Origin of the sequence: Massilia sp. METH4 (assembly GCF_037094685.1) — a bacterium.
In the GTDB taxonomy this organism is placed as follows: Bacteria; Pseudomonadota; Gammaproteobacteria; order Burkholderiales; family Burkholderiaceae_D; genus Rugamonas.
This window is the reverse complement of the sequence record NZ_CP146614.1, coordinates 1,989,105-2,011,657: the sequence shown is the minus strand read 5'-3', so window position 1 is coordinate 2,011,657 and position 22,553 is coordinate 1,989,105. Positions and strand designations below refer to the sequence as shown.

The following is a 22,553-nucleotide window of genomic DNA, read 5'->3' as shown; positions in this document are numbered from 1 at the left end:
TTTCCCCGGCCTAGGCTTGCCGGAAAACGGTGAAGGCCAATACCCCGCCATAGGCGGTGAACAGGGAGGCAACCGCCGCGGCGAACGCGTACAGGCGGCGGCGGCGGCGCACCTTCTGCTGGTCGGTCCAGTTCATGCCGATGCTGCCCAGGATGGGCAGGCCCGTGGTCTCGCGCAGGCTGACCTGGCTGAGGAAGGTCGGCCGGATCTGGCTCAGCAGCAGAGCCGTGCCGAGGCCGGCGACCAGTGCGCCGAGGAGCACGAGCGTGTACAGGCGGGGCCGGTTCGGCCCTGCCGGCGTGCTCGGCACGGAAGGTGGATCGACGACGCGGAACGTCAGCATGTCGGTCACCGTGGACAAATCGCCCGACAGTTTCGCGGCCTCGCGGCGCGACACCAGCTTCTCGTAGTTGTCCTTGTTGACCGCGTAGTCGCGGTTCAGCTGGGCCAGCTGCGCTTCCACTTCCGGTGCCTGGGTGCTCATCTCGCGCATCTGCGCCAGGCGCGACGAGTATTCGCCCACCCGCGCCTTCAGCGAGGCGATGCGGGCTTCCTCCACCGACAGCTGGACATTCATCTGTTGCAGCATCGGGCTGTAGCCGGCGCCGGGATCCACGGCGCGAACCTTCTTCGCTTCCTCCTTCTTGCGCTGCTCGAGCTGGGCGATCAGGCGCTTGGCGGCCACGATGTCGGGGTGTTCGTCCGTGTACTGCATCCGCAGCGTGTCGAGATTCTTTTCCAGGGTCGAGATGCGCCCGTCCAGTTCCGGATTGACGATTTCGCGCTCGGCCGTGTCGGTGAGCGGTGCCATGTCATCGCCGGCCATCTGGCGCTTGATCGCATCGCGTGCCTGCTCCGCTTCCAGCAACTCCAGGCGGGCCTGGCTGATCTTTTCGTTCAGGTCGACATAGGAAGAGGCATAGTCGCCGCCCTGGCGCGGCAGCAGGCCCATGTGGCGGATCTTGAACTCCTTCAGCAGGTTCTCGCCGGTAGCGAGCTTTTCCTCGTACATCTTGATCTGGTCGTCGATGAACTGGATCGCCTTTTCCGATTCCTGCTGCTTGCCGCCGAAACTGCCCTCGACAAAGATGGTCAGCAGCGATTGCACCACTTCCTTGCCCAGCTTGGGATTGGGGTTGTTGTAGGAGATCGTATAGATGTCGTCGCGTTCGGTGCCGATCACCTTGATCTGCGTCATCAGCTCGTTGACGAGCTTTTCGTGTTCCTTCGGCGTCTTCGCGGTAATGTCGAGGTCAACCATCCGCAACACGCGCTCGACGTTCGGCCGGCTGATCAGCGTGCGGCGCATGAACATGACTTGCTGCTCCGTATTCGGCAGCGTCGTCATGCTCGCGAGCAAGGGCTTCAAGATACTTTGGGTATCAACGTAGACGCGCGCGGAAGCCTGGTAATCGTTGGGTAATTTGGAAACGACGGTCCAGCCGACAACGGCAACGAGCCACGTGATTGCCACCGCATACCAGCGGTACTTGCCAATTGCTTTGAGGAAGCTCAAAAGCAGGGCCATCATTTCTGCCATCTTGTAAACTCGCTTTCAGCCAAGCCATCCAGGACACTGCGCTCGAAAACTTCCCTACCTTTGACCTTCCTGAATATTGCTTAAATTACATCAATTACCCTATCATACCCCAGAAATGATTGCCTGTTGATATTAATTTTTCTTTCCAACATGACATTGGCGCAAGCGTTGCATTCTCCTCACAAAACGCAAAACTTAACTCTTCTCTAGCAACAAACACAGTGACTTCGAGTCACTGCAATTCTGCTATGCTGATTCGATGAGCCATCCCATCCGTATCGTTCGCTTCCTGTTGTTGGCCTGGACGGTCGCCCTGTGCATCGTTCCCGGCACGGGTCGCGCCGCCCTGAAAGATACGATTCCCGTCGTTAAATCCTCGGTGGTCGGGGTGGGCACGATGCTGCGCACGCGCAGCCCCGCGATCGTTTTCGTGGCTACCGGATTCGCCGTGGGCGATGGCCTGTCGATCATCACCAACGCCCATGCGTTACCCGAGCTGAACACGGAACGAATGGAAACGCTGGGCATCGTGACCAGCACGGAAGGCAAGCTCGATTTCCGTCCTGCCACCGTGACCGCGCTCGACCGTGAACACGACCTTGCCCACTTGCGCCTGGCCGGCGCGCCGTTGCCTGCGATGCGCCTGGACAGCAGCGGTTCCCTTGCCGAAGGCCAGTCCTTCGCATTTACCGGATTCCCGCTCGGCATGAGCCTTGGATTAACGCCTGTCACACACCGGGCCATGTTGTCGGCCATCACTCCGATCCTGCTGCCGTCGCCCAATTCGCGCCGGCTCGACGCGCGCGCGATCAGCCAGCTCAGAAGACCGTTCGAGATCATGCAGCTGGACGGCACCGCCTACCCCGGCAATAGCGGCAGTCCCGTGTATGACCCGGAAAGCGGCGTCGTATTCGGCGTCATCAACATGACGCTCCTGAAAGTCCACAAAGAAAACGGCCTCAGCCAACCCAGCGGAATCGCCTACGCAATTCCGGTGAAATACGTACAGGAACTGTTGCAACAAGGTGCCAACAAGAAGTAAAAAATTACGCGGTTCGACGTTGGGCTCGTATAAAATATGCAACACAAAATTTAGAAAATGAAAGTTACGGTCGCGTAATACACGTCGTGCACACAACCGCGCCTGCGCTCCATGCGGGCCGTCCGTAACAACCAAACTGGAGAGTCCCGTGAAATACCAAACGCTGTTCAAATGGCTGGCGGCAGGCGCGGTCATGGTGGGTGCCCTGGGCGGGTGCGCCAGTTCGGGGAACTTGATGGCCGATGCGGGACCCGCGCCGGCACCGGATTACCTGATCGGTCCGGGCGATAACGTCAATATCATTGTGTGGCGCAACCCCGAGGTGTCGCAGAGCGTGCCGGTACGGCCGGATGGCAAGATCACCACGCCGCTCGTCGAGGATCTCGAAGCGAGCGGCAAGACGCCGACCGCGTTGGCACGCGACATCGAAAAGGCCCTCGCCAAATACATCCAGCAACCGGTCGTCACCGTCATCGTCACCGGCTTTACGGGAACGTATGGCGAGCAAATCCGCGTGATCGGGCAGGCTGCGCGGCCGCAGGCCCTGCCCTACCGGCGCGACATGTCGCTGATGGATGTCCTGATCGCCGTGGGTGGCGTGACCGAATTCGCGGCGGGAAACAAGGCCACCATCGTGCGGAATGTCGATGGCAAGCAGCAGCAATACCGCGTGCGCCTGAACGACCTGATCAAGGAGGGCGATATCTCCGCGAACGTCGCGATGCGTCCGGGGGATATCCTGATCATTCCTGAAAGCTTCTTCTGAGCTGGCTGAGCTGTCGAGAATCTTTACAGCTTTGGACCAGATCAAATCCGATGACTGGTTCCTTTGCTTTAAGTCATTGATTTGCATGGTGCAAGCATATGTGAACGGTATTGGGAACGGTAATTGCTTACCTTTTTCGCAATACTTAACGCATTCGATCCAGAAGGAATACCGACGTGTCCACTGAACAACAGCAAGACGCGCCAGACAATGGCAAGCCGGATTTGTCGCCCGAGGGCGCGGCGCGGCGACGCTTTACCCGCGCCGGGGTCGCCGCTTCGGGCGTACTGCTCACGCTGCATAGCCAACCGGGCATGGCGGTCGAGGTGTGCACCACGCCGTCAGGCTATCTATCGGGCGGCCTGCAAAGCTTTCGCGGTCCGCCGCCCACCTGTGCGGGCCGCTCGCCGGGTTACTGGAAAACGCATAGCTGGCCCCGTGGTACCAACAAGGCCCAGTTATACGCCAAGGTCTTCAGTTGCAATGGGATAAATGGCAAGACCTACGGTACCATCAGCCAGGCCGCCATCCTCGAACCGCAGCAATGGGACAGGAATGGCATCGGCCGCCATCTCATCGCATGCTACCTGAATGTGCAAGCCGGGCTGTCGACCTTCCAGACGGTGCCCATGCTCCAGCGCATCTGGCTGGAATACCAGGCCAAGGGCTACTACACGCCGACCGCTGGCGTGCGCTGGGACGGCGCGAAGATCGTCGAGTACCTGCGCGGCACCATGTACTGATGGCTTCGTCGTGGCGCCTCGTTCCCGGCCAGGCCCTGCTGCACCGCGGCTGGGACGGCGCCTATGTGCTCTACAACGATCTGTCGGGCGATACCCACCTGTTGGCGGAAGAGGCGATGAGCCTGCTGATGGCGCTGCGGGATGGCGACGTGACCCCGGAAGAGCTGGCGGCACCCGAATTGGCCGACATGCTCGCCACACTGCGCCAGCTCGACCTGGTCGAGCCTTGCTGAGCATGCCATGACGCATGTCGGCAGCCTGACCCGCGCCCAGCTCGGCGAATGCCTTGCCGGGCCAGGAATCCACCTGCGCACGGGGCGCTTCACGACCTTGCTGCGTTCGCCCATTGCCAGCGTTGCCGACGGCATCCATCGGCTCTACGGCGACTACCCGTTGTCCAGCGGCTTTGCGGATTTCCATCTGGACCTGGTGCGCCCCGCCACGTTGCGCCGCTGGCTGCGGCCCCAGGTGACGCTGCTCTACGACAGGCGTTCCATGTTCAAGCCCTTGCCCCTGGATCAGGCTTTTCCCATGTTCGAATGGGGGCTGAACTGGTGCGTGTCGAGCCGGGCCAACCGCTACCTGATCATCCACGCGGCCGTCGTCGAAAAGAATGGGCGGGCCGTGATCCTGCCGGCGCCCCCCGGCTCGGGCAAGAGCACGCTCTGTGCCGCGCTCGTCGGCCGCGGCGGCTGGCGCCTGCTCTCGGACGAGCTGGCTTTGCTGCGCCTGGAAGAAGGCGTCCTGCACCCGCTGCCGCGGCCGATCAGCCTGAAGAATGCGTCGATCGCCGTCATCCGCGATTACGTGCCCGGCAGCGTGATGAGCCGTGCCGTCACCGACACGGCCAAGGGCACGGTGGCGCACATGCGTGCGCCGGCCGACAGCGTGGCGCGGGCCGGCGAGAGCGCATTGCCGGCATGGGTCGTCTTTCCGCGCTTCGAGGCAGGCAGCGCAGCGACGGCCGAGCCCGTGGCGCGTGCCGACACATTCATGCAACTGGCGCAGAACTGCTTCAACTACAGCCTGCTGGGCGCGGAAGGATTCACGGCCCTGGCAGGGCTCGTCGAACGCAGCCGGGGATACCGGTTCCGCTACAGCAAGCTGGACGATGCGCTCGCCTTTTTCGACAGCCTGCCGTGAAGCACGCACGTCTCCAGCCATTGCTGGTCGCCGCGTTGCGCGCCTTGACGCACCACCCGGCGCGCCTGCCGGATCTCGATGATGCCGGCTGGGATCTGTTGTTGCGGCAGGCTGGCGCCACGAACTTGCTCGCCACGCTGTCCTGCCTCCTCGACGAGTGCGGTTTGCGGGAACAGGTACCGGCGCCCGCGCGGGAGCAACTGGACTGGGCCGCTGTCCTGGCACGTCGCCATCGCCAGGGCGTGTCGTGGGAGGTACGCCTGATCAGGCAGGCGCTGGCGGACCTGGGCGTACCGCTGATCCTGCTGAAAGGGGCCGCCTATACCTTGGCGGGGCTTCCGCCCGCGCATGGCCGGCTGTTTTCCGATATCGACGTGCTGGTACCGGAAGAACGGCTGGGCGAGGCGGAGGCGGCCCTGATGCTTGCCGGCTGGGCAGGCACCCACCATGATGCGTACGACCAGCGCTACTATCGGGAATGGATGCACGAGCTGCCGCCGATGCGCCACCTGCGCCGCGCCTCGATGATCGACGTCCACCACGCCATCCTGCCCCGGACGGCGCCGATGCGGCCGAACCCCGCGCTATTGCGCGCCGCCGCCGTTCCCCTGCCCGGCATGCCGGGGCTGTACGTGCTGGCACCGGTGGACATGGTATTGCACAGTGCCGTGCACCTGTTCAGCGAAAGCGAATTCAACAGCGGCCTGCGCGACCTGCTGGATATCCACCGCTTGCTCACGCACTTCGGTGCCGACCGCCGTTTCTGGGTCGAGCTGCCCGACCGTGCGCGCGAACTGGAACTCGAGCGCCCCCTGTTCTATGCGCTGCGCTATTGCTCGATGATGCTGGGCACGGAGGTGCCCGCAGCAGTGCAAGCGGATGTCGCCGGTCCATCGCCGGCATGCGTGGGCCTGATGGATGCACTGTTTAGCCGCGTGCTGGTGCCGGACCATGCCAGCTGCCGCGACCGCCTTGATGCCCTGGCCAGGTTCCTGCTCTACCTGCGCGGCAACTGGCTGCGCATGCCGCCGCTCCTGCTGGCACGGCATCTCTTCCATAAGGCGTTCTTGTCCCCGCGCAAATCGACACCGGAAGCTGCGTGACTCAGCAGTCGCAGTCGCTAAACTGAAACGGTCCCCTGGAGGTAGCGATGGCCATCAAACTCTTGTGCGGTATCCGTCGGTCGCGCCACGGCGCGCCGGCCGCCTTCGATCGGCAAGCACTGCCCTGCTCCACTGCCGCGCCGCGCCGCCGTTTCCATGTACGCCTGTTGCAGCTCCTCGCGCTGCTTTTCGCCCCCGGGATGGGCCATGCTTCGAGCGACCGCATTGCCGCGCTGATGGCGGACGCGGCCATGTACGAACACGGCGAAGGTGTCCCGCGCGATGCCGTGCAGGCAGCCGACCTGTATTGCCGGGCAGCGAAATTGGGAGCCGCCCAGGCGCAATATGCATTGGGATGGATGGTGTTGAACGGCCGCGGCGTGCCGCGCGACGAGGCGGCGGCATGGCGGCTGTTCTCCTCTGCGGCCGACCAGGGCCACGAGCAGGCAGCGCGCCTTGCGCAGGCAATGCCGGCAAGGCCGGACACGCCGCTCCCCGCGTGCATGGTCGATGAACCACCGCCCCCGTTGCGGGTCGACCTGGATCCGGACCCGTGGAAGCAGGCCAGCTACCCGGCCGCCAGCGCGCCGGTGCGCAGGATCGTCGAGCGGCTGGCACCGGTCTACGAGGTCGACCCCGAGCTGGCAATGGCCGTCATTGCCGTCGAATCGGGGTTCCGGGCCAACGCCGTCTCACCCAAGAATGCGCAGGGCCTGATGCAACTCATTCCCGCCACCGCGCAGCGGTTTCAGGTCGCCGATCCGCTCGATCCGGAATCGAACGTGCGTGGTGGCCTGGCTTACCTGCGCCAATTGCTGTCGATGTTCGATGGCGATGTACGGCTCGTCGCGGCGGCCTACAACGCGGGCGAAGGTGCCGTACTGCGCCATCGCGGCGTCCCGCCTTACCGCGAAACCCGTGACTACGTCACGCGCATCGCACGCTTGTACAAGCTGCCGACACACCGCTACCGCCAGGCTTCGTCCAGCGCCACGCGCCCGGTGCGATAAACAGCCTGGCGGACAAGCCGCCGCTGCTGTTGTCGCAAGCTGCCGCAATGTCCTTGCTCGTGCCAAATCGCGTGCCTGCGGAGCGCCGCATTGATTCTGTTGGATGGGATGAGCGCCGAACAAAGTGGCGGACAAGGCGTGAATCGTCGCCATACCGAAGCATGGCGACGATTTGTAATGCAGTTGGGCGTTTTCCTGCGGGGCTGGGAGCGCCGCCACGAACGAGCCGGCGTTTCCCTTGCCCCGCCGCAGTGCGGCAAGCCGAATCGCTGTCCGGCTGCGGGAATCAGCCGATTTCCCGTAGCCGGTTGGCGATACCGCGTTCCTCCCGAGGCGAGAAGAAATAAGGATACAAGGACCGTTCTCCCGCAGCGCGCATGCTGGTGCCACCGAGCTTCAGGATCTGCTCGTTGACATAGTCCATGTTAACGTTCAGCAGGTAAGCCGGCGCATTGACACGGGGATTGATCCGCATCTCGCCAACCTGGGTGAACCCCAACATGTTCATGTAATATCTTCGGTGCCGAGGATTCACCTCGATGAAGATATCGGTGCACTCGTGCAGGTAGTATCCGTAAATAAAGATCACGTGAAACAGCGAAGCAAGAGCGCTCTTGGATTTAACGTGCGGCGCAAATGCCAGCTTCGTGATCTCGCACACCTTCGAGCCACGTGCACGGAACTCGTCGATGTAGTCGGAAAATACTTCGTCCGCCAGGATTCCCACCGACGAGTCGATGCCCAGCGTGACAGTGCCAATCACTTCCCCCTTGTCGGAGGCAGCGAGGGTGATGCGGTTAGGATTGCTATCGATACGATGCGTGCCGGTATAGCCTCGCCACGCATACATTTTATCGATGAGCATGCTCACGGAGGCACGCCCAGCCTCCGTATCCGCGACGCGGATCGAAAAATCAGCTTGATTGATAGTCACATGCGTTATGTTTGCAGAGTTATCTTCTTCGACCGCGACTACCAGCGGCTCACCGGAGACGTAATCGTCCGGTGGGTACTGGTCTTCGCTGCCGTCCTTGGTAAACTCTGAGGCCATAGCACACACTCCCCTGTTGAGCGGCTCGCCGTCTGCTGATAACGGAGCAGGTTATCGCTTCGGTCGTGCGCCAACTACTATCTGATTTGTTTATTGTTTATTCTTGTTTTTGTTTATTACCAAATTATGTATTATTAAGATGTAGCGGCATTCTGCATGAATGACGCTCACTCGCGAGTCCGTGGCGTGAGCTCTTCAGTTGGCTTGATCAGCTGACTTCATCAGCTCACTTTATCAACTAAGTTCGACAGCCAAGCAATCAGCTCACTGAACGAAGCGAGTTCGGCCTTACAGCTTGCAGGCCGCATCCTGTCTTATGATTTGCGACACACAGATGGTAATGCATCTGCACGGCTTTGTGGAACCCGAGCCGGTTTTTTTCTTGCCCGTAATGCGGCCAGACTACAGCAGAGCTCGGCTCGGCGAGACGTCGGTTCCTCCGCGTGGGCCTGATCAGTTTGCCTGCCGCGCGGACCGCGCCTCAGCTTGCCGACCACGTTCGCGTCGTCGAAAAACCGCTCAAGCCGCCTGATCGAGCCGACGCAATACGCGCACATGGGGCAGCCATAGCAGGGCGCGCAGCGCGCGCACTCGCAGGCCGGCGCTGCGGCCCAGCATGGGCCGGCCATAGCGGCGCGCCAGGAAGTCCTCGACCCCCAGCAATGCCGCGTTCGCCTGCTCGGGAAAGCCCCGGTAGTGCAAGCGATTGACCTCGTACAAGGCGCGATCGAGCAGCTTCAGGCCGAGCCGCTGCCGGTGTGCCGCGGGCGTGCTGCCATGCCAGAAGATCAGGTAATTGCGCGCCATGAGGTAGAAGTAATAGGGGGGCCGGTCCGTCTCCCGGCGCGGCATCGCATGCAATACCCGCGCGTCGTAGGCGACCGCGCTGTGCCAGCCGTGCGCTGCCAGCCGGGCACACAGTTCGTCGTCCTCGTAGTAGGCGAACATGCGCTCGTCGAGCATGCCCGCTTCCCGCAGCGCCCGGGTACGCAGCAACATCGCCGTCCCGGGCACCCACTGCTGCGCACGGCGTTGCCCGGCCGTCGTCCTGGCATCGTCGACATCGCGGGCACGATGCGTATCGAGCCGCGACCAGTCGTGGAAATTGCCGCAGAAGTAGATTTTGTCCGGCTGCCCGAGAATGGCCAGCAGCGGGGACGCGGCGCCGCAACGCTCGTCCTTCGCCATCAGTGCCAGCAAGTGCGCCAGGACGTCGTGGCTGCCCATCACGGCATCGCTGTTGACCAGCCAGAGGAAATCGTAGCCTTCGTCCAGTGCGCGGGCAACGGCCAGGTTATGGCCTCCGGCAAAGCCGTGATTGACGCTCTCGCGGCGGAGCGTGACCGGCAGATCGCGTAAGCCGCGCCCAAGCGCTTCCGCATCGGCCGACGTCGAGCCATTGTCGATGACGAGAATGTCGGCACTGGCACCATGGGGCAATTGCTGGCGCAGCAGCTCGCCCACGCACTCGATCGTTTGCGGTGCGCTGTTCCAGTTGAGTATGCTGACGAGGACCCGGCTCACGCGTTGCCCTCCCGACGCAGCACCAGCCGGATCGCAAGCGGAACGAAATACAGCACGCTGCGTAAGTCGATGCGCGACTGTTTCCATAAAACGTCCAGGAACGGCTTGCGATGCGCCATGCGATGCAGCACGTCCGCCACGAAGCTGCGCCGCAGTGCCAGCACTGCCTCGCGGTTCTCCTTCACCTGCCGCTCCGTCAGCGGATACAGGCGGGCGATCGCCTTCTTGTATTTCATTTCATAGTGAAGCCGGATCAGGGACTTTTCCGTGCCCCAGCCGGAGCCGGCGAACACATTGACCCCTTCGCCGCACACGACGGCCTGGGCCGACGAGAACGCGATCCGGTCGGTCATGCGCGACAAGTCGAGCCAGAACAGGTAATCCTCGCCGGCGTAGACGAATTCCGGCCGGAAGCGCAGCGTGCGGAACGAGCCGAAGCGGTAAGCGACAGTCGGCGTGCCGATCACATTGCCGCCCAGGATCTGGGACTGCATATCGGCCTGGTACACGTGCAGGTGGCGCTCGCCCGGCAATAGTGCGTGCCGTGCCGGATCGATGCGTCCGGCGCGCTGGAATGCGCTGACGGCCTGGTTGAGCTGGAAGAAGTCGGTGAAGTAGAAGTCGTAGCCGGCGGCAAGTGCGCGCAGCGCATCGGCGAGGTGAAACGGCTGCCACGTGTCGTCCGAATCCAGGAAGGCCACGAATTCGGTATCGGCGGTGACGTGATCGAGCCCCGTGTTGCGGGCCGCCGCCGGGCCGCCGTTCTTTTGCCGCACCACGCGCACTTGGGCGCGGCCGCCATCGGGCAACTGCGCGGACAGCTGCGCCACTTCCTCGCTGGCCGGCACCGGCGACTCGTCATCGACCACGATCACGTCCAGTTGCGCATCGGCGGTCTGGGCTGCCACCGAGCGCAGCGCACGGGCGAGGATGCCGGGCTGCCGCTGGAAATACGGTATGACGACTGCGATCTTCACGCCGCTGCCCCCTTGCTTGCGGCGCGATCGCCTGCCACGGATAGGTGTAGCCTGTGCATCCTCACTCCTTTGTAAAAGTCAGCCGGAACGCCGCAGCACGTGCCACAGGTCGCGCAGGAACGGCATCGGGTCCGACCAGGTGAACAGGTAATAGCGCGTGGACGGGCGCAGGAAGTCGCCCAGGTAGCCCGCCAGCTCGCCGGCCCGGGAGAACGCCAGATTGCGGTCGGCCACGGCGCCGGGCCGGAACAGCAACCGGGCGAGCCGCTTCGTCTCCGGAATCATGAAGCGGCAGCGCAAGCCGGCCCGGTACTCCGGCTGGGGTTGGGCGGCGCCGACGCCCAGCAGGCTGTAGGCCAGCCACGGAAAATCGGCCCCGGCCTGGCAGGCAAGGGGCAGGCTGCCCCAGAAGCGGCCGTTGATCTCCATCAGCGCCGCCTCGTCGCGCTCGGGATCGTAACGGTACTCGACCATCGCGATGCCTTCCCAGTCGAGTTCCCGCAGCAGGGCCATCGATCGCTCGCGCAATGCCGCATGCTGCGTGAGCGGCACCGACTCGCACAGCGTGGAGACACCGCCCTCCGGCGGCCATTCATGCAGCCGCCGGTGCTGGAACATCGCGTGGGCCTGGCCCCCGTGCATGAGGAAGAACTGGCCCAGCCCATAGCCCGCGCAATATTCCTGGATCATCGGATAGCGGCCGACGGGTTCGAACTGGCGCAGGTACTCCAGCAGTTCGTCCGCGCCGTGGCAGTAACGCGTCTTGTCCAGCGTGAGCCCGGCGCGGCGCAGCACGATGCCGGCTTCGTTCGGCTCCGCCCACTTCAATACCACGGGGTAGCGCAGCGCCGGTGCCGCGGCCGCCGCTTCGGGCAGCGTGGCCGGTTGCACGGTGCGCGGCACCGGCACGCCGGCCCGCCCGGCGGCGGCATAGGTCTTCTGCTTGTCGAGCACCGTCTCCATCCGGCGTGCATCCGAGAACATCAGCCGGTAGCCGGCCAGCCGGTCGCGGTGCCGGTTCAACAACGCGATATCGCCTTCGGAAATCGCGAACAGGCACGCGGGGCCGATGCGCCCCACAAGGCTTTCCAGCTGGTCGAGCGTGCCGGCGGCATCCTCCGCACGCAACAGCCCCTGGCGCAGGTAGCGCGACGACAAGCCCGGCGCCGCCCTGCCACGTGCGATGCCATACACGGACACGCCGCGCCGCCCGAGGCTGCGCACGATCGCCAGGCCGATCGGCGTGTCGATGCCGAGCACCACGGCGGGAATCAGCCGTTGCGCCGGCGCTTCACCGGCGACCGGCGCCGCCTCGTGCGCTGCGAGGGGCGCGTTCATCGTGCACCCCGCGCGCCGATCCAGCGCGATCCATGCAGCGCTTGCAGGCGTGCCAGCAGCCAGGCGCGCAACAGGTGCCGGCGCCCCTCGGTGACGGAACCGGCGAGCCAGACGGCGAGGAGGATCGCCCCGAACACCGCGAAGAAATACAGCGGGCCGCGCGGGTCGCCGTCGATCACGGCGCCAAAGAACAGCAGCAGCGGTTGATGCATCAGGTACAGCGAGAACGTATAGCCGGCCAGCCAGCGGATCGGCCGCTCCAGCGGCAGCAGCACGCGGCCCAGCATCGGCGCGATGGCGCGGGCGCCGACGAAATTGGCGGCCACGATCAGGCCCAGCAGGTAATCGGTCAGCGCGAAGCGGGAGAATGTCAGTTGATGATGCAATGCCTCGCCGACCAGGCCGCGCATCCACGCGCTGCCCCGTTCCGTCAGCTCGTAATGCTGGAACAGCCCGAACGCCACGAGCGAGCCGATGAACAGCGCCAGGCCGGCAGCGAACGAGGTGCGCTGCAGGAACTGCCACCGGTGCAATACCACGCCCATTGCCCAGACGGGTGCCAGCAGCAGGATCTTGGGGCCCACGACCAGCGCGCAGCCGGCCAGCAGCAAGACGCGCGTGCGGCCGCGGGTGAAGACCCAGACGGCGAACATGATGTAGTACCACATCTCGTAGCACAGCGACCAGTACGGGGTGTTCGAGAACGACATGATGGAAATGGTCCAGATCTCGTTCAACCACGCGAGGCTCGTGACGATGCGCACCGGTGCCAGGCCATGCGTGGTCCAGCCCTGGTAGATGTCCGGACGCAGCGCCTCGCCCGCCATGTCGAGCAGCGGCGTGGCCAGCACCACGGGGATCGCCAGCGAGTAGAAGCGCGACAGGCGGCTGGCCCAGTATTCCGCGGGCGTGTTCTCGCGCCTGGCGTGGATATAGGAGATCACGTAGCCGGACAGCACGAAGAACACCATCACCGCCGCGTGCCCGTGGCCGGACAGGGGCAGGATGGCGGTGCTGAGCCAGCGCATGTTCATGTGGTAGACCACGACCATCAGCGCGGCCAGGAAACGCACGGCATCCAGGTACAGCGAGAATTCGCGGCTCATCGCTACCCCCTCTTTTGCGCCGGCATGGCGCGCGCGTTCGGAACGTCTCGCGCCAGCCGGCCGACGGCCTGGCGGATGCGGGTGAAGCAGGTGTCGAAATAGGCATCGGACAGCGTGAACGGATCATGCAGGTGCGGCAATGGCGGCGAACACCAGTTGCCGAGCAATGCCACCTGCACGTCGGTGCGGCCGCCCAGCCGGCGCCTCAATTCATGCACCTGCCGCACTTCCATCGCCAGCAGCAGGTCGCCCGGCTGCACGGCGAAGTCTTCCCAGTCGCGTGCGCGGTGCGCGTCCATCGGCAATTGCTGCCGCGCGGCCGCCGCCAGCGCGGGGTCGGGCGAGCCGACGCCGGTCGTGGTCGACAGGCCGAGCGACGCCGCGTTCAGGCCCGCGGCGCGCGCCACCTGTTCGGCATAGGCGCTGCGGCAGATATTGCCGAGGCAGACGAAGACCACGCGGCGAACCGCGTGCGGGTCGTGCAGGTCGAACGGCCGCAGCCGTCCGGTGATCCGCTCGGCCTGGGCGAGCAGCAGCCGCACCAGGCCGCGCCAGGTGCCGAAGCGCGCATTCAACCGCGCGGTCAGACGCGCAGTCAGGCGATTGTGCAGGGTTGCGATCATGCCGGAACTCCTTGCCGGGACAATGCCCAGCTGCCGTAGCGGTCGTAGACTGCCTGCTCGGCGAGCCGGCGGATGCTGCGCCAGCCGCTGCCATGCAACAGCACGTTGCGTTCATCCGGTGCCGCTTGCAGGGCGCTGCCGGCCTCGCCCATGCCGGTCGGGAAAAAGCGCTCGCGGTTGTCGTCCAGGTAGCGGCACAGCCGCGCCAGGCGATTCTGGTGCAGCGCATTGCTGCGTGCCGTGCGCATGCTGTCGTCGCGCCGCTGCACGTATTCGAACGGGTGGGTCAGCAGCACGACCAGCGGAACCTGCTGTTCGTGCGCGCGCTCCAGCAGCAGGCGCGTTTCATCGAAACTGGTGCCGGCGATCGTCAACGTCTTCAAGTGGCGGCGCCCGCCGAGCTGCCAGTCCTGGAACGTCAGCACCGGCATCTCCAGCACGCCGTGGCGCCGATGCACGCCGCTGTACAGGCGGTAGCGCGGGTCCTTGCTGTCGAATACGGCCAGGCCGACGCAGGAGCTGTAGGCAATACCGCAGCGGGCCATGGCGGCGAACAGCGCATCATCATGCTGCATGTTCCCGGGCCGGAACACCGTCGGCGCGGGGATTCCCCACTCCGCGAATGCCTGCTGGCCCTGGCGCAGCAGCCGCACGGAATCTTCCACGGCGCGGCCGAAGAACTCGTCCTGGAACGGTTCGCGCCGTACCCGTTCCCACCAGTCGCCGTGCTGGAACACCGACCAGCAGGGATGCGTGTGCAACTGCACTTCGTGGCCGTGGGCGGCGATGCGCCGGGCGATCGCGCCCATCGGGTCCTGCTCGCGGAAAAAGTAGCGGTGCGCCGCCTCGACGAAGAAGGTGGCGGGAATGCGGTGGCGCTCGAACTGGTCGAGCAGAAAGCCCAGGCCCTGCGAGCGGCCGCCGACCTCGCACCACACCATCGGTTCGGCGACGGGCTGCTTGTCCGGACTCTTGAATGCTCCGCCGATGGAGAACTCCGTGTCGATCGAGATGCAGACCCGGGTACGCATGTCAGGCTCCGGCGCGCTGGCGGTACCACTGTTCCAGCATCATCAGCACCCACACCATGGTGCCGTGGTAGCCGGCATGTTCGAGCAGGTGCTTGCCGGTGAGCTGCCCGATGAAATCGCCGCGCACGATGCCGCGCGCCTTCAGGTCCGTCAGGCTGTCGGACGCCAGCTGCTGTAACGCCTTGTGCTGCTGCAGCCACACGCCGAACGGCAGGCCGAAGCCGTGCTTTTGCTTGGTGATGATCTCGGGCGGCAGGAAGCCCTTCAGGGCCTCCTTGAAGAACCAGCGCAACTGCGTGCCGTTCAGCTTCTGCTGCGGCGTCAGGCCCGCGGAGAACGCCACCATCGCGTCGTTCAGGAACGGGAATGCCACCTCGACGCCGGCCAGCTCGCAAGCCTTCATCACCTTCGGCAGGTCGTTGTCGGCGAGCGTGATCTTCAGGTCCAGCGCCAGCATGCGGTTGATCAGGCTCTTCGCCTCGCTCGCGTCATAGGTTTGCGCCAGCCCGGCAAGCGGCTGGCCGGTATCGACGCTCGCGAGGAAGTCATCGGTAAACACCTGGCGCGCGCCGTAGCGGCCCAGCAGGTTGTAGGTTTCCAGCCGCGCGGGCATCGCCACCGACGCCTGCTCGATGTAGCTGCGCGCCTTGCGCAGCAAGGTCACGCGATCGCCGCCGGGGAAGTTGAAGATGGCCGGCTCCAGCAGCGCCTTGCGGAACAGGGAAGGCACCTGCTCGTAGCGGGCGAACACATGCTGCTTCGCGTAGCGCTCGTTGCCGCCGAACAGTTCGTCGCCGCCGTCGCCGCCCAGCATGCGCGTCACGCCATCCTTCCTTGCCAGCCGCGCGCAGTAGAAGGCGGGAACCGCCGAGGCGTTGCCGAACGGCTGGTCGCACACGGCCGCCACGTCGGGAATGGCGGCCACCACGTCGTCGGGCGTGACGTAGTACTCGTGGTGATGGGTGCCGAAATGGCGCGATGCGATGCGCGCGTATTCCATCTCGTCGTAGCCCTGGGCCGCGAAGCCGATCGAATAGGTTTCGGCGGGCACGCCGCCGACATCGCACAGCATGCCGGCGATCGTCGAACTGTCGGTGCCGCCGGACAGGAAGGCGCCGACCTTCGCCCCGGCCGCCGCCTCGCGCACGCCGTGCTTCAGCTGGGCGAGGAAGTCGGCCTTCAGCTCCTCGAAGGAACGCTTGCCGTCTTCCTGGAACGCCATGCGCCAGTACGGCCGGGTCTCCACCCGTCCCTGGCGATAGTGCAGATAATGGCCGGGAAGCAGCCGCTGCTGGTCCTTGTACACGGTGCCGGGCGCCGGCACCATGTGGAAGTAGACGTAGTTGTAGATGCCCTGTGGGTCGATCGCGGCGCCGGCCAGCGGATGGCGAATCAGCGCGTCCGCCGACGAGGCGAACAGCAGTACTTCCCCGGCCAGTTGCCAGGTCAGGGGATGCACGCCCATGCGGTCGATCGCCAGGATCGCTTCGCCGGCACGCTCGTCGAGGACGCACAGCGCGAAGGAGCCGCCCAGCAGGGCGCACAGCCTGTCAGGGCCGAGGTGGCGCTGCGCGGCCAGCACGGCCGCCGGACCGCGGATGGCGGCCTGCTCGGCCAGCGCCGGATCGCGCAGGACCGGATGGCCCCACAACGCGATCAGCAAGCCCTCCTGGCGATGCACATCGCCCGCCCCGGCCACGGCGGCCGCGCACCGGCTGCCTTCCGCCTCGTGCACGGGGCTGCCGTCGAAACGCGCCAGCGGCGCGGCCATCCTGCCGATCACTCCACGGTCTTGCGCGCCGTGGCCGATCCACCCACAAATACCGCTCATCGTGCACCTCGCCTCTATCAAATCGTGCGCCGCACGCCGTGCGGCGCGGGGAGCAGCTCAGACCAGCACCTCCGGCGCCGCCGGATGGCTGAGGAAGCCCGCCGGGCTGGCCGATACGCCGTATGCGCCCGACTGCAGCACCGCCACCAGGTCGCCTGGCCGGGCGCGCGCCAGGTCCATCCCGTCGGCCAGCACATCCAGCGGGGTGCACAGCGGCCCGACGACGGAGGCCTTCTCGCGTTCCCCGCCATGTACACGGTTGCCGATGACCACCGGATAATTCTTGCGGATCACCTGGCCGAAATTGCCCGAAGCGGACAGGTGATGATGCAAGCCGCCGTCGGTCACCAGGTACACGCTGCCGCGCGATTCCTTGCGGTCGACCACGCGGCAGACATAGACGCCGGCCTCGCCGACCAGGTAACGCCCCAGTTCGATGACGACCTGCGCCCCCTGCAGCTGCGGGCGCACGCCATCCATCACCGCATGCAGGTTGGCGCCGACGGCTGCCAGGTCGAGCCGCTCTTCGCCGGGGAAATACGGGATGCCGAAGCCGCCTCCGATATTCAGGATGCGCGGCGCGCGCGGCGCCTCCTGTGCCAGCCGCAGCGCCAGCGCGAACGTTTTTTCATGCGCCTCGTGCAGCGCCGCCGCCTTCAGGTTCTGCGAGCCGGAGAAGATGTGGAAGCCGTGGAAGTCCAGGCCCAGTTCGCCGATGCGGCGCAGCAGTGCCGGCACGCGCTCGGCATCGACGCCGAACTGCTTCGGCCCGCCGCCCATCTTCATGCCCGACGACTTCAGCTCGAAGTCGGGATTGACGCGCACATTGACGCGCGGCGTGATGCCCAGGCCGTCGCCGATGCGCGCGGCGCGTTCGGTTTCGCCCTCGGACTCCAGGTTCAGCACGATGCCGGCCGCGATCGCGCACGACAGGTCGATGTCGCTCTTGCCCGGCCCCGCGAAGCTGATGTGCGCCGGGTCCATCGGCGTGTCGAGCGCCACGCGCAGCTCGCCGCCCGATGCGACGTCGATGCCATCGACCAGGGCAGCCATGTGCTGCACCACGGCCGGCATCGGATTGGCCTTCATCGCGTAGTGCAGGTGCACGTCGGCCGGCAGGTGATGGCGCAGTTCGGCCACCCTTGCCGTCAGCGCGGCGCGGTCGTACGCATAGAACGGCGTCTGGCCGACGCGTTGCGCGAGCCGGGTGAGCGGCACGCCGCCGACCTGCAGGCAATCGTCGACTACGGGGAACTGCAGCAGCGGTGCGTGCTGCGGGCGTGGCGCGCTCATCGCGGCTCCATGAAGACGTTCTCGTACTGCGTCGACAGCAGCTTGCGGTCGATCTTGCCGTTCGGGTTGCGCGGCAACGGGGCCTGGGCGACGACGACCTTCTGCGGCAGCATGTAGGCCGGCAGGTGCGGCTTGCACGCGGCAAACAGGTCGTTGGGACTCAGGGCCGCTCCCTCGCGCGGGAACGCGATGACGACGATCGCCTGGCCCAGGGCCGGATGCTTGACGCCGATCGCGGCCGCCTCGGCCACGTGCTCGCGCGCATACACCACTTCCTCGACCTCGGTGGGACTGACGCGGTAGCCCGACGTCTTGATCATCTCGTCGTTGCGGCTGATGAAGTACAGGAAGCCTTCCTCGTCGCGGCGCACCGTGTCGCCGGACCAGACGGCCAGTTCGGCCAGGGGCAAGCCATAATGGCGCGGCGCCACGGGCTTGAAGCGCTCGGCGGTCTTGGCCGGGTCGTTCCAGTAGCCCAGCGACACCAGGGCGCCGCGGTGCACCAGTTCGCCCGGCTCATGCGGCGCGCACTCCGTGCCGTCCGGGCGCAGCACCATCACCTCGGCATTCGGGATAGCCTTGCCCATCGAATCGGGGCGGCGGTCCAGTTCATCCGGCGGCAGGTAAGTGGAGCGGAACGCTTCGGTCAGGCCATACATCAGGAACGGCCGCGCGTTCGGCAGCGCCCGCCGCAATGCGTCCAGCGTCGGGCGCTGCATGGCGCCGCCGGAATTGGTCAGGTAGCGCAGCGTGCAGTCTTCCGGCCACGGCAGCGGAGCAAGCTGGATCCACAACGGCGGCACCGCTGCCAGCCCGGTGATGCGTTCGGCGACCACGGCGTTGAGCACGTCGCGCGGCAACAGGTGGTTGATCAGCACGGCGGTGGCGCCGGCATGGAATGCCGTCGTCAGTTGCGACAGGCCGTAATCGAACGACAGCGGCAGTACGGCCAGGAGCCGGTCCTGCGGCGTATTTTCCAGGTAGCTGGCCACGCTCTGCGCGCCGGCCACCATGTTCCGGTGCGACAGCACCACGCCCTTCGGCTTCCCGGTACTGCCGGAAGTGTAGAGAATCGCGGCCATGTCGCCGTCGATGGCACGGTGGGGCGTGCGCTTCTCGTCCACGGCGCGGTGGAGCGCGCCATCCCATGACAACACTTCGATGTTCGGAATCGCCGGCAATGCGTCGCCACCGCCCACCGCCACGACCAGCCGCAGGTCGCGGCACGCGGGCAGCACGTCGGCCAGCAGTTTCAGGCGATCGATCGTGGTGACCAGCACGCGCACATTGCAATCGGCCAGGATGTAGGCAACCTGTTCGGGCTTGAGCAAGGGATTGACCGGCACGAAGACGCCGCCGGCGGCAGCGGCGCCGAACATCGCCCCCACGTTCTCGACGTTTTTCTCCATGTAGACGGCGACCCGTTCCCCGCGCTCCAGGCCGGACGCCAGCAGCGCGGCGGCGCTGCGGCGCACCAGGTCAGCGAGAGCGCCGTAGTTCAGGCGGCGGCTGCCGTGGACGAGGGCTTCGGCGCCGGGCGTACGGGCGGCCGAACGGAAGATGAAGTCGTGGATCAGGTCGCTCATATCATATCCTGCGAAAGGCTGCGCCGAAATGTAACCAAATTGTAACCGTGCGGAAACCTAGGCGGGGATATTAACATTTTACAATCAATTGCTTCCTGTTTTTCGGCAAGCTTTGTCTGAAAATTTCCTCTTGCATTGTTCCAAAAACAACAATTTACGTGAATTTTTGGCAATCTTTTGATGTATGATGGGAAACGCTGTTAGTTTTGTCCGGGAACTGGGCTGCAATCGAGACGACCATGGGAAAGATCAGCATTTCAGATGTGGAGCCGGCTGCCATCGCAGCGGCGGCAATCCAGTCGCCGCCCGCTCCTGCCGACTACCCGCGGTCCCGCCTCCCGGTCTCGCCCGCCCTGTCGCTGGCGTCCTTCCTCCGGATGCGCGGCCCCCAGGCGTCCTCGATCCTCGACGCGAGGGAAGTGCGCTTCGTGACCAGCGGCCGCGTCGCGATCGCGCTGGCATTGAAGCAGATGGGCGTGGGCCCCGGCGATACGGTCCTGGTGCCCTCCTACCACTGCGCGTCGATGATCGAGCCGGTCATCTGGGCCGGCGCCACGCCGCTGTTCTACCGCATCCGCCCCGATACCACCGTCGATCTCGGCGATATCGCCGTGAAGGCCGCCACGTGTAACGTGAAGGCGCTGATGGCAACCAACTATTACGGCTTCCACCAGCCCCTACCAGCACTACGCGCCTTCTGCGACGAGCGCGGCATCTTCCTGCTGGAGGACTGCGCCCACTCCTTCCTGGGCCATCACGGCGGCCGGCCGCTCGGTTCCTGGGGCGACTATGCCATCGCCAGCAGCATGAAATTCTTCCCGGTCTACGAGGGCGGCTGCCTGGCCTCGGCGCGTCACCGGCTCGACGGCGTGGCGCTGCAATCGGCCGGCACCGGCTTCGAAGCGAAGGTGCTGCTGAACTCCATTGAAAACGGCTTCGCCTATGGCCGCCTGCCCTTGCTGCGCGCGCTGATGGCGCTGCCCATGGCGGTCAAGAACAGCCTGTGGGGCGTGATCAAGTCGCGCCGCCACGGCGCGGCGCCGGCGCTGGCGCCCGGATCGTCCGATGGCGGCTTTGGATTCGATCCGGCCTGGCTCACCAAGCGCTCCTCGCTGTATTCGCGGGTCATGCTGCGGCTCGTGTCGCGCCGGCGCATGGGCGAGCTGCGGCGCCGCAATTACCGCCGGCTGTACGATGCGCTGTCCGGCCTGCCCGGCTGCCGGCCCCTGTTCGCCAGCCTGCCGGACGGCGTCTATCCCTGGGTCTTCCCCCTGCTGTGCGACGAGCCGCTGGCGCTGTTCCGCCAGCTGAAAGAGGCGCGGGTTCCCGTGATCCGCTTTGGCGAATACCTGTGGCCGGGCGTCGATGCGACCGTCTGCGAGAACAGTGTCGACCTGTCGCGCCGCGTGCTGCAGTTTCCTTGCCACCAGGAGCTGCGCGACGATGAAATCGCATGGATGATCGGGCAGGTGCGCGGCGCGATCCTGGGAGCGACCCGATGAAATGGCACCTGTACCCGGCCGGCGCATTCGGCCAGCACGCCGATGCCTGGCGCCGGCTCAATGCGCTCACCACCCGCTCGCCACTGCTGGAGCCGGAATTCGTGCAGCCGCTGCTGGCCGAATTCGGCGACCCGCGCGGCCGGCTGGCGGTGTGCGAAGCCGATGGCGACATTGTCGCGATGGGCATCCTCGTGCCGCGCGGCCGGGGGGTGTGGGAAGCGCTGCAGCCGTCGCAGGCACCGATCGGGCTGTGGCTGCACCGCGCCGGCATTCCGCTCGACCGGCTGCTGCCGCCGTTGACGCGCAAGCTGCCGGGCCTGGCGCTGATGGTGGGGCTGAAGCAGCGCGACCCGCAGCTCGAGCCCCGTCCCGCCGACAGCGCCGTCACCGGCACCCTCGACTACATCCGCACCGCCCACGTGCCGATCGCCGGCAGCTTCGAGGACTACTGGAATGCGCGCGGCAAGAACCTGCGCAGCAACCTGAAGAAGCAACGCGCGCGGCTGCAAAAGGATGGGATCGCCCCGCGCATGCAGATCGACCGGCTGCCCGAACAGATGGCGGCCGCGGTGGCGGATTATGGCCGCCTGGAGAGCGCAGGCTGGAAGGCGCAGCTGGGCACGGCGGTGCATCCGGACAATGACCAGGGCCGCTTCTATACGGCGATGCTGGAAGGGTTCGCGCGGCGCGGCCAGGCGGCCGTGTACCGCTACTGGTTCGACGACCGGCTGGTGGCGATGGACCTGTGCATCGAGGGCGACGGCGCCCTGATCGTGTTGAAGACGACCTACGATGAATCGGTGCCGGCGAGCCTGTCGCCGACATTGTTGATGAGGGAGGAATGCTGCCAGCGGCTGTTTGAGGAAAAGCAGTACGCGCGGCTGGAGTTCTACGGCAAAGTGATGGAATGGCATACGCGCTGGACCGACGAAATCCGGACCATGTACCATGTCAACCATTACCGCTGGCCGGTACTTCGCCAGCTGCATGCCGCCGCCGGCGAACGGGCCGCCATGGTGCAGAGATTGCGCGGCAGGTTCGCCGCCCCTGCGCCCGTCGCCACGCGGCAGCAAACCTCAACCACGGAGTAATCATGTATCTCGACGAAGTAAAGCAGATTGTCACCGATGTCCTCGCCCTCGGCCCGGCCGGGCGGTCGCTGGACGAGCACTCGGCCCTGCTGGGCAGCATCCCGGAACTCGATTCGATGGCGGTGGTCCAGCTGATCGGCGCGCTGGAAGAGCAGTTCGGCTTTACCGTGGACGACGATGAAATCAGCGCCGAAACCTTCGCCACGCTGGGCAGCCTGACGGCCTTCGTGAAGCACAAGCTGACCGCCTGAGC

The 22,553-nt window shown here is 65.4% G+C and carries 21 protein-coding genes; 10 read left to right on the top strand and 11 right to left on the bottom strand.

Translation table 11 applies throughout. The annotated features are described in order from the left end of the window. Nucleotides 1-10: 10 nt before the first annotated feature. The gene (locus V6Z91_RS09010; RefSeq protein WP_338769387.1) at nucleotides 11-1,531 is read right to left on the bottom strand and encodes an XrtA system polysaccharide chain length determinant; all 1,521 of its coding nucleotides are present in this window, start codon (nucleotides 1,529-1,531) and stop codon (nucleotides 11-13) included. 268 nt (nucleotides 1,532-1,799) lie between these two features. Between V6Z91_RS09010 and V6Z91_RS09005 the strand changes: the two genes are divergently transcribed. The 7 genes from V6Z91_RS09005 (at nucleotide 1,800) to V6Z91_RS08975 (ending at nucleotide 7,347) form a co-directional block, all read left to right on the top strand. Beyond that, nucleotides 1,800-2,582 (top strand): serine protease, encoded by a 783-nt coding sequence (locus V6Z91_RS09005; protein ID WP_338769385.1) that lies wholly within the window; start codon nucleotides 1,800-1,802, stop codon nucleotides 2,580-2,582. Between the two features lie 193 nt (nucleotides 2,583-2,775). After that, nucleotides 2,776-3,348 carry an XrtA/PEP-CTERM system exopolysaccharide export protein gene (locus V6Z91_RS09000; RefSeq protein WP_338771778.1) on the top strand — a complete coding sequence of 191 codons (573 nt, stop codon included), beginning with the start codon at nucleotides 2,776-2,778 and terminating at the stop codon, nucleotides 3,346-3,348. A 176-nt stretch (nucleotides 3,349-3,524) separates the two neighbouring features. Next, on the top strand, nucleotides 3,525-4,091 hold the full coding sequence (locus tag V6Z91_RS08995; RefSeq protein ID WP_338769383.1) for a hypothetical protein: 567 nt from the start codon (nucleotides 3,525-3,527) through the stop codon (nucleotides 4,089-4,091). Then, nucleotides 4,091-4,324, top strand: coding sequence for an HPr-rel-A system PqqD family peptide chaperone (locus V6Z91_RS08990; RefSeq protein ID WP_338769381.1), 234 nt, complete (start codon nucleotides 4,091-4,093; stop codon nucleotides 4,322-4,324). Before V6Z91_RS08995 ends, V6Z91_RS08990 begins: the two co-directional genes overlap by 1 nt. 7 nt (nucleotides 4,325-4,331) lie before the next feature. After that, entirely contained in the window at nucleotides 4,332-5,234 is a 903-nt protein-coding gene (locus V6Z91_RS08985; RefSeq protein WP_338769379.1) for an HprK-related kinase A, read from the top strand. Further along, nucleotides 5,231-6,337, top strand: a complete 1,107-nt coding sequence (locus V6Z91_RS08980) for a nucleotidyltransferase family protein (protein ID WP_338769377.1) — start codon at nucleotides 5,231-5,233, stop codon at nucleotides 6,335-6,337. The genes V6Z91_RS08985 and V6Z91_RS08980 overlap by 4 nt, the downstream gene beginning before the upstream one ends. Nucleotides 6,338-6,384: 47 nt before the next feature. Beyond that, nucleotides 6,385-7,347 carry a transglycosylase SLT domain-containing protein gene (locus tag V6Z91_RS08975; protein ID WP_338769375.1) on the top strand — a complete coding sequence of 321 codons (963 nt, stop codon included), beginning with the start codon at nucleotides 6,385-6,387 and terminating at the stop codon, nucleotides 7,345-7,347. Between the two features lie 286 nt (nucleotides 7,348-7,633). Here V6Z91_RS08975 and V6Z91_RS08970 read toward each other — a convergent pair whose 3' ends face one another. The 10 genes from V6Z91_RS08970 to V6Z91_RS08925 form a co-directional block, all read right to left on the bottom strand. After that, on the bottom strand, nucleotides 7,634-8,398 hold the full coding sequence (locus tag V6Z91_RS08970; RefSeq protein WP_338769374.1) for an N-acetyltransferase: 765 nt from the start codon (nucleotides 8,396-8,398) through the stop codon (nucleotides 7,634-7,636). A 519-nt stretch (nucleotides 8,399-8,917) separates the two neighbouring features. Beyond that, the gene (locus V6Z91_RS08965; RefSeq protein WP_338769371.1) at nucleotides 8,918-9,922 is read right to left on the bottom strand and encodes a glycosyltransferase family 2 protein; all 1,005 of its coding nucleotides are present in this window, start codon (nucleotides 9,920-9,922) and stop codon (nucleotides 8,918-8,920) included. Further along, the gene (locus V6Z91_RS08960) at nucleotides 9,919-10,899 is read right to left on the bottom strand and encodes a glycosyltransferase family 2 protein (RefSeq protein WP_338769368.1); all 981 of its coding nucleotides are present in this window, start codon (nucleotides 10,897-10,899) and stop codon (nucleotides 9,919-9,921) included. The genes V6Z91_RS08965 and V6Z91_RS08960 overlap by 4 nt, the downstream gene beginning before the upstream one ends. 78 nt (nucleotides 10,900-10,977) lie before the next feature. Next, complete coding sequence (locus tag V6Z91_RS08955) at nucleotides 10,978-12,237, bottom strand: ATP-grasp domain-containing protein (protein WP_338769366.1); 1,260 nt, start codon at nucleotides 12,235-12,237, stop codon at nucleotides 10,978-10,980. Beyond that, a complete protein-coding gene (locus tag V6Z91_RS08950; protein ID WP_338769364.1) occupies nucleotides 12,234-13,343 on the bottom strand; it encodes an acyltransferase in 1,110 nt (369 codons plus the stop codon). The genes V6Z91_RS08955 and V6Z91_RS08950 overlap by 4 nt, the downstream gene beginning before the upstream one ends. A 2-nt stretch (nucleotides 13,344-13,345) precedes the next feature. Further along, a complete protein-coding gene (locus V6Z91_RS08945) occupies nucleotides 13,346-13,966 on the bottom strand; it encodes a hypothetical protein (protein ID WP_338769361.1) in 621 nt (206 codons plus the stop codon). Beyond that, nucleotides 13,963-14,997 carry a polysaccharide deacetylase family protein gene (locus V6Z91_RS08940; RefSeq protein ID WP_338769358.1) on the bottom strand — a complete coding sequence of 345 codons (1,035 nt, stop codon included), beginning with the start codon at nucleotides 14,995-14,997 and terminating at the stop codon, nucleotides 13,963-13,965. The genes V6Z91_RS08945 and V6Z91_RS08940 overlap by 4 nt, the downstream gene beginning before the upstream one ends. Nucleotide 14,998: 1 nt before the next feature. Further along, nucleotides 14,999-16,828: an asparagine synthase-related protein gene (locus V6Z91_RS08935; RefSeq protein WP_338769355.1), complete on the bottom strand. Its 1,830-nt coding sequence runs from the start codon at nucleotides 16,826-16,828 to the stop codon at nucleotides 14,999-15,001. A gap of 57 nt (nucleotides 16,829-16,885) precedes the next feature. Further along, the gene (locus tag V6Z91_RS08930) at nucleotides 16,886-18,121 is read right to left on the bottom strand and encodes a pyridoxal-dependent decarboxylase, exosortase A system-associated (protein WP_338769353.1); all 1,236 of its coding nucleotides are present in this window, start codon (nucleotides 18,119-18,121) and stop codon (nucleotides 16,886-16,888) included. Then, nucleotides 18,118-19,707 (bottom strand): acyl-CoA ligase (AMP-forming), exosortase A system-associated, encoded by a 1,590-nt coding sequence (locus V6Z91_RS08925; protein ID WP_338769351.1) that lies wholly within the window; start codon nucleotides 19,705-19,707, stop codon nucleotides 18,118-18,120. Before V6Z91_RS08925 ends, V6Z91_RS08930 begins: the two co-directional genes overlap by 4 nt. 239 nt (nucleotides 19,708-19,946) lie before the next feature. Here V6Z91_RS08925 and V6Z91_RS08920 point away from each other — a divergent pair, with 239 nt between their 5' ends. The 3 genes from V6Z91_RS08920 to V6Z91_RS08910 are packed head-to-tail and all read left to right on the top strand — an operon-like array spanning nucleotide 19,947 to nucleotide 22,551. Then, entirely contained in the window at nucleotides 19,947-21,209 is a 1,263-nt protein-coding gene (locus V6Z91_RS08920; RefSeq protein ID WP_338769349.1) for a DegT/DnrJ/EryC1/StrS family aminotransferase, read from the top strand. Continuing rightward, a complete protein-coding gene (locus V6Z91_RS08915) occupies nucleotides 21,206-22,300 on the top strand; it encodes a GNAT family N-acetyltransferase (protein WP_338769347.1) in 1,095 nt (364 codons plus the stop codon). Before V6Z91_RS08920 ends, V6Z91_RS08915 begins: the two co-directional genes overlap by 4 nt. A gap of 2 nt (nucleotides 22,301-22,302) precedes the next feature. Further along, entirely contained in the window at nucleotides 22,303-22,551 is a 249-nt protein-coding gene (locus V6Z91_RS08910; RefSeq protein ID WP_338769345.1) for an acyl carrier protein, read from the top strand. Nucleotides 22,552-22,553 lie beyond the last annotated feature (2 nt).

Excerpts from the sequence above, each read along its gene's own strand:
- V6Z91_RS09010 (WP_338769387.1), bottom strand. The coding sequence starts at position 1,531 with ATGATGGCCCTGCTTTTGAGCTTCCTCAAAGCAATTGGCAAGTACCGC.
- V6Z91_RS09005 (WP_338769385.1), top strand. The coding sequence starts at position 1,800 with ATGAGCCATCCCATCCGTATCGTTCGCTTCCTGTTGTTGGCCTGGACG.
- V6Z91_RS09000 (WP_338771778.1), top strand. The coding sequence starts at position 2,776 with ATGGTGGGTGCCCTGGGCGGGTGCGCCAGTTCGGGGAACTTGATGGCC.
- V6Z91_RS08990 (WP_338769381.1), top strand. The coding sequence starts at position 4,091 with ATGGCTTCGTCGTGGCGCCTCGTTCCCGGCCAGGCCCTGCTGCACCGC.
- V6Z91_RS08985 (WP_338769379.1), top strand. The coding sequence starts at position 4,332 with ATGACGCATGTCGGCAGCCTGACCCGCGCCCAGCTCGGCGAATGCCTT.
- V6Z91_RS08975 (WP_338769375.1), top strand. The coding sequence starts at position 6,385 with ATGGCCATCAAACTCTTGTGCGGTATCCGTCGGTCGCGCCACGGCGCG.
- V6Z91_RS08970 (WP_338769374.1), bottom strand. The coding sequence starts at position 8,398 with ATGGCCTCAGAGTTTACCAAGGACGGCAGCGAAGACCAGTACCCACCG.
- V6Z91_RS08955 (WP_338769366.1), bottom strand. The coding sequence starts at position 12,237 with ATGAACGCGCCCCTCGCAGCGCACGAGGCGGCGCCGGTCGCCGGTGAA.
- V6Z91_RS08950 (WP_338769364.1), bottom strand. The coding sequence starts at position 13,343 with ATGAGCCGCGAATTCTCGCTGTACCTGGATGCCGTGCGTTTCCTGGCC.
- V6Z91_RS08945 (WP_338769361.1), bottom strand. The coding sequence starts at position 13,966 with ATGATCGCAACCCTGCACAATCGCCTGACTGCGCGTCTGACCGCGCGG.
- V6Z91_RS08940 (WP_338769358.1), bottom strand. The coding sequence starts at position 14,997 with ATGCGTACCCGGGTCTGCATCTCGATCGACACGGAGTTCTCCATCGGC.
- V6Z91_RS08935 (WP_338769355.1), bottom strand. The coding sequence starts at position 16,828 with ATGAGCGGTATTTGTGGGTGGATCGGCCACGGCGCGCAAGACCGTGGA.
- V6Z91_RS08930 (WP_338769353.1), bottom strand. The coding sequence starts at position 18,121 with ATGAGCGCGCCACGCCCGCAGCACGCACCGCTGCTGCAGTTCCCCGTA.
- V6Z91_RS08925 (WP_338769351.1), bottom strand. The coding sequence starts at position 19,707 with ATGAGCGACCTGATCCACGACTTCATCTTCCGTTCGGCCGCCCGTACG.
- V6Z91_RS08920 (WP_338769349.1), top strand. The coding sequence starts at position 19,947 with ATGGGAAAGATCAGCATTTCAGATGTGGAGCCGGCTGCCATCGCAGCG.
- V6Z91_RS08915 (WP_338769347.1), top strand. The coding sequence starts at position 21,206 with ATGAAATGGCACCTGTACCCGGCCGGCGCATTCGGCCAGCACGCCGAT.
- V6Z91_RS08910 (WP_338769345.1), top strand. The coding sequence starts at position 22,303 with ATGTATCTCGACGAAGTAAAGCAGATTGTCACCGATGTCCTCGCCCTC.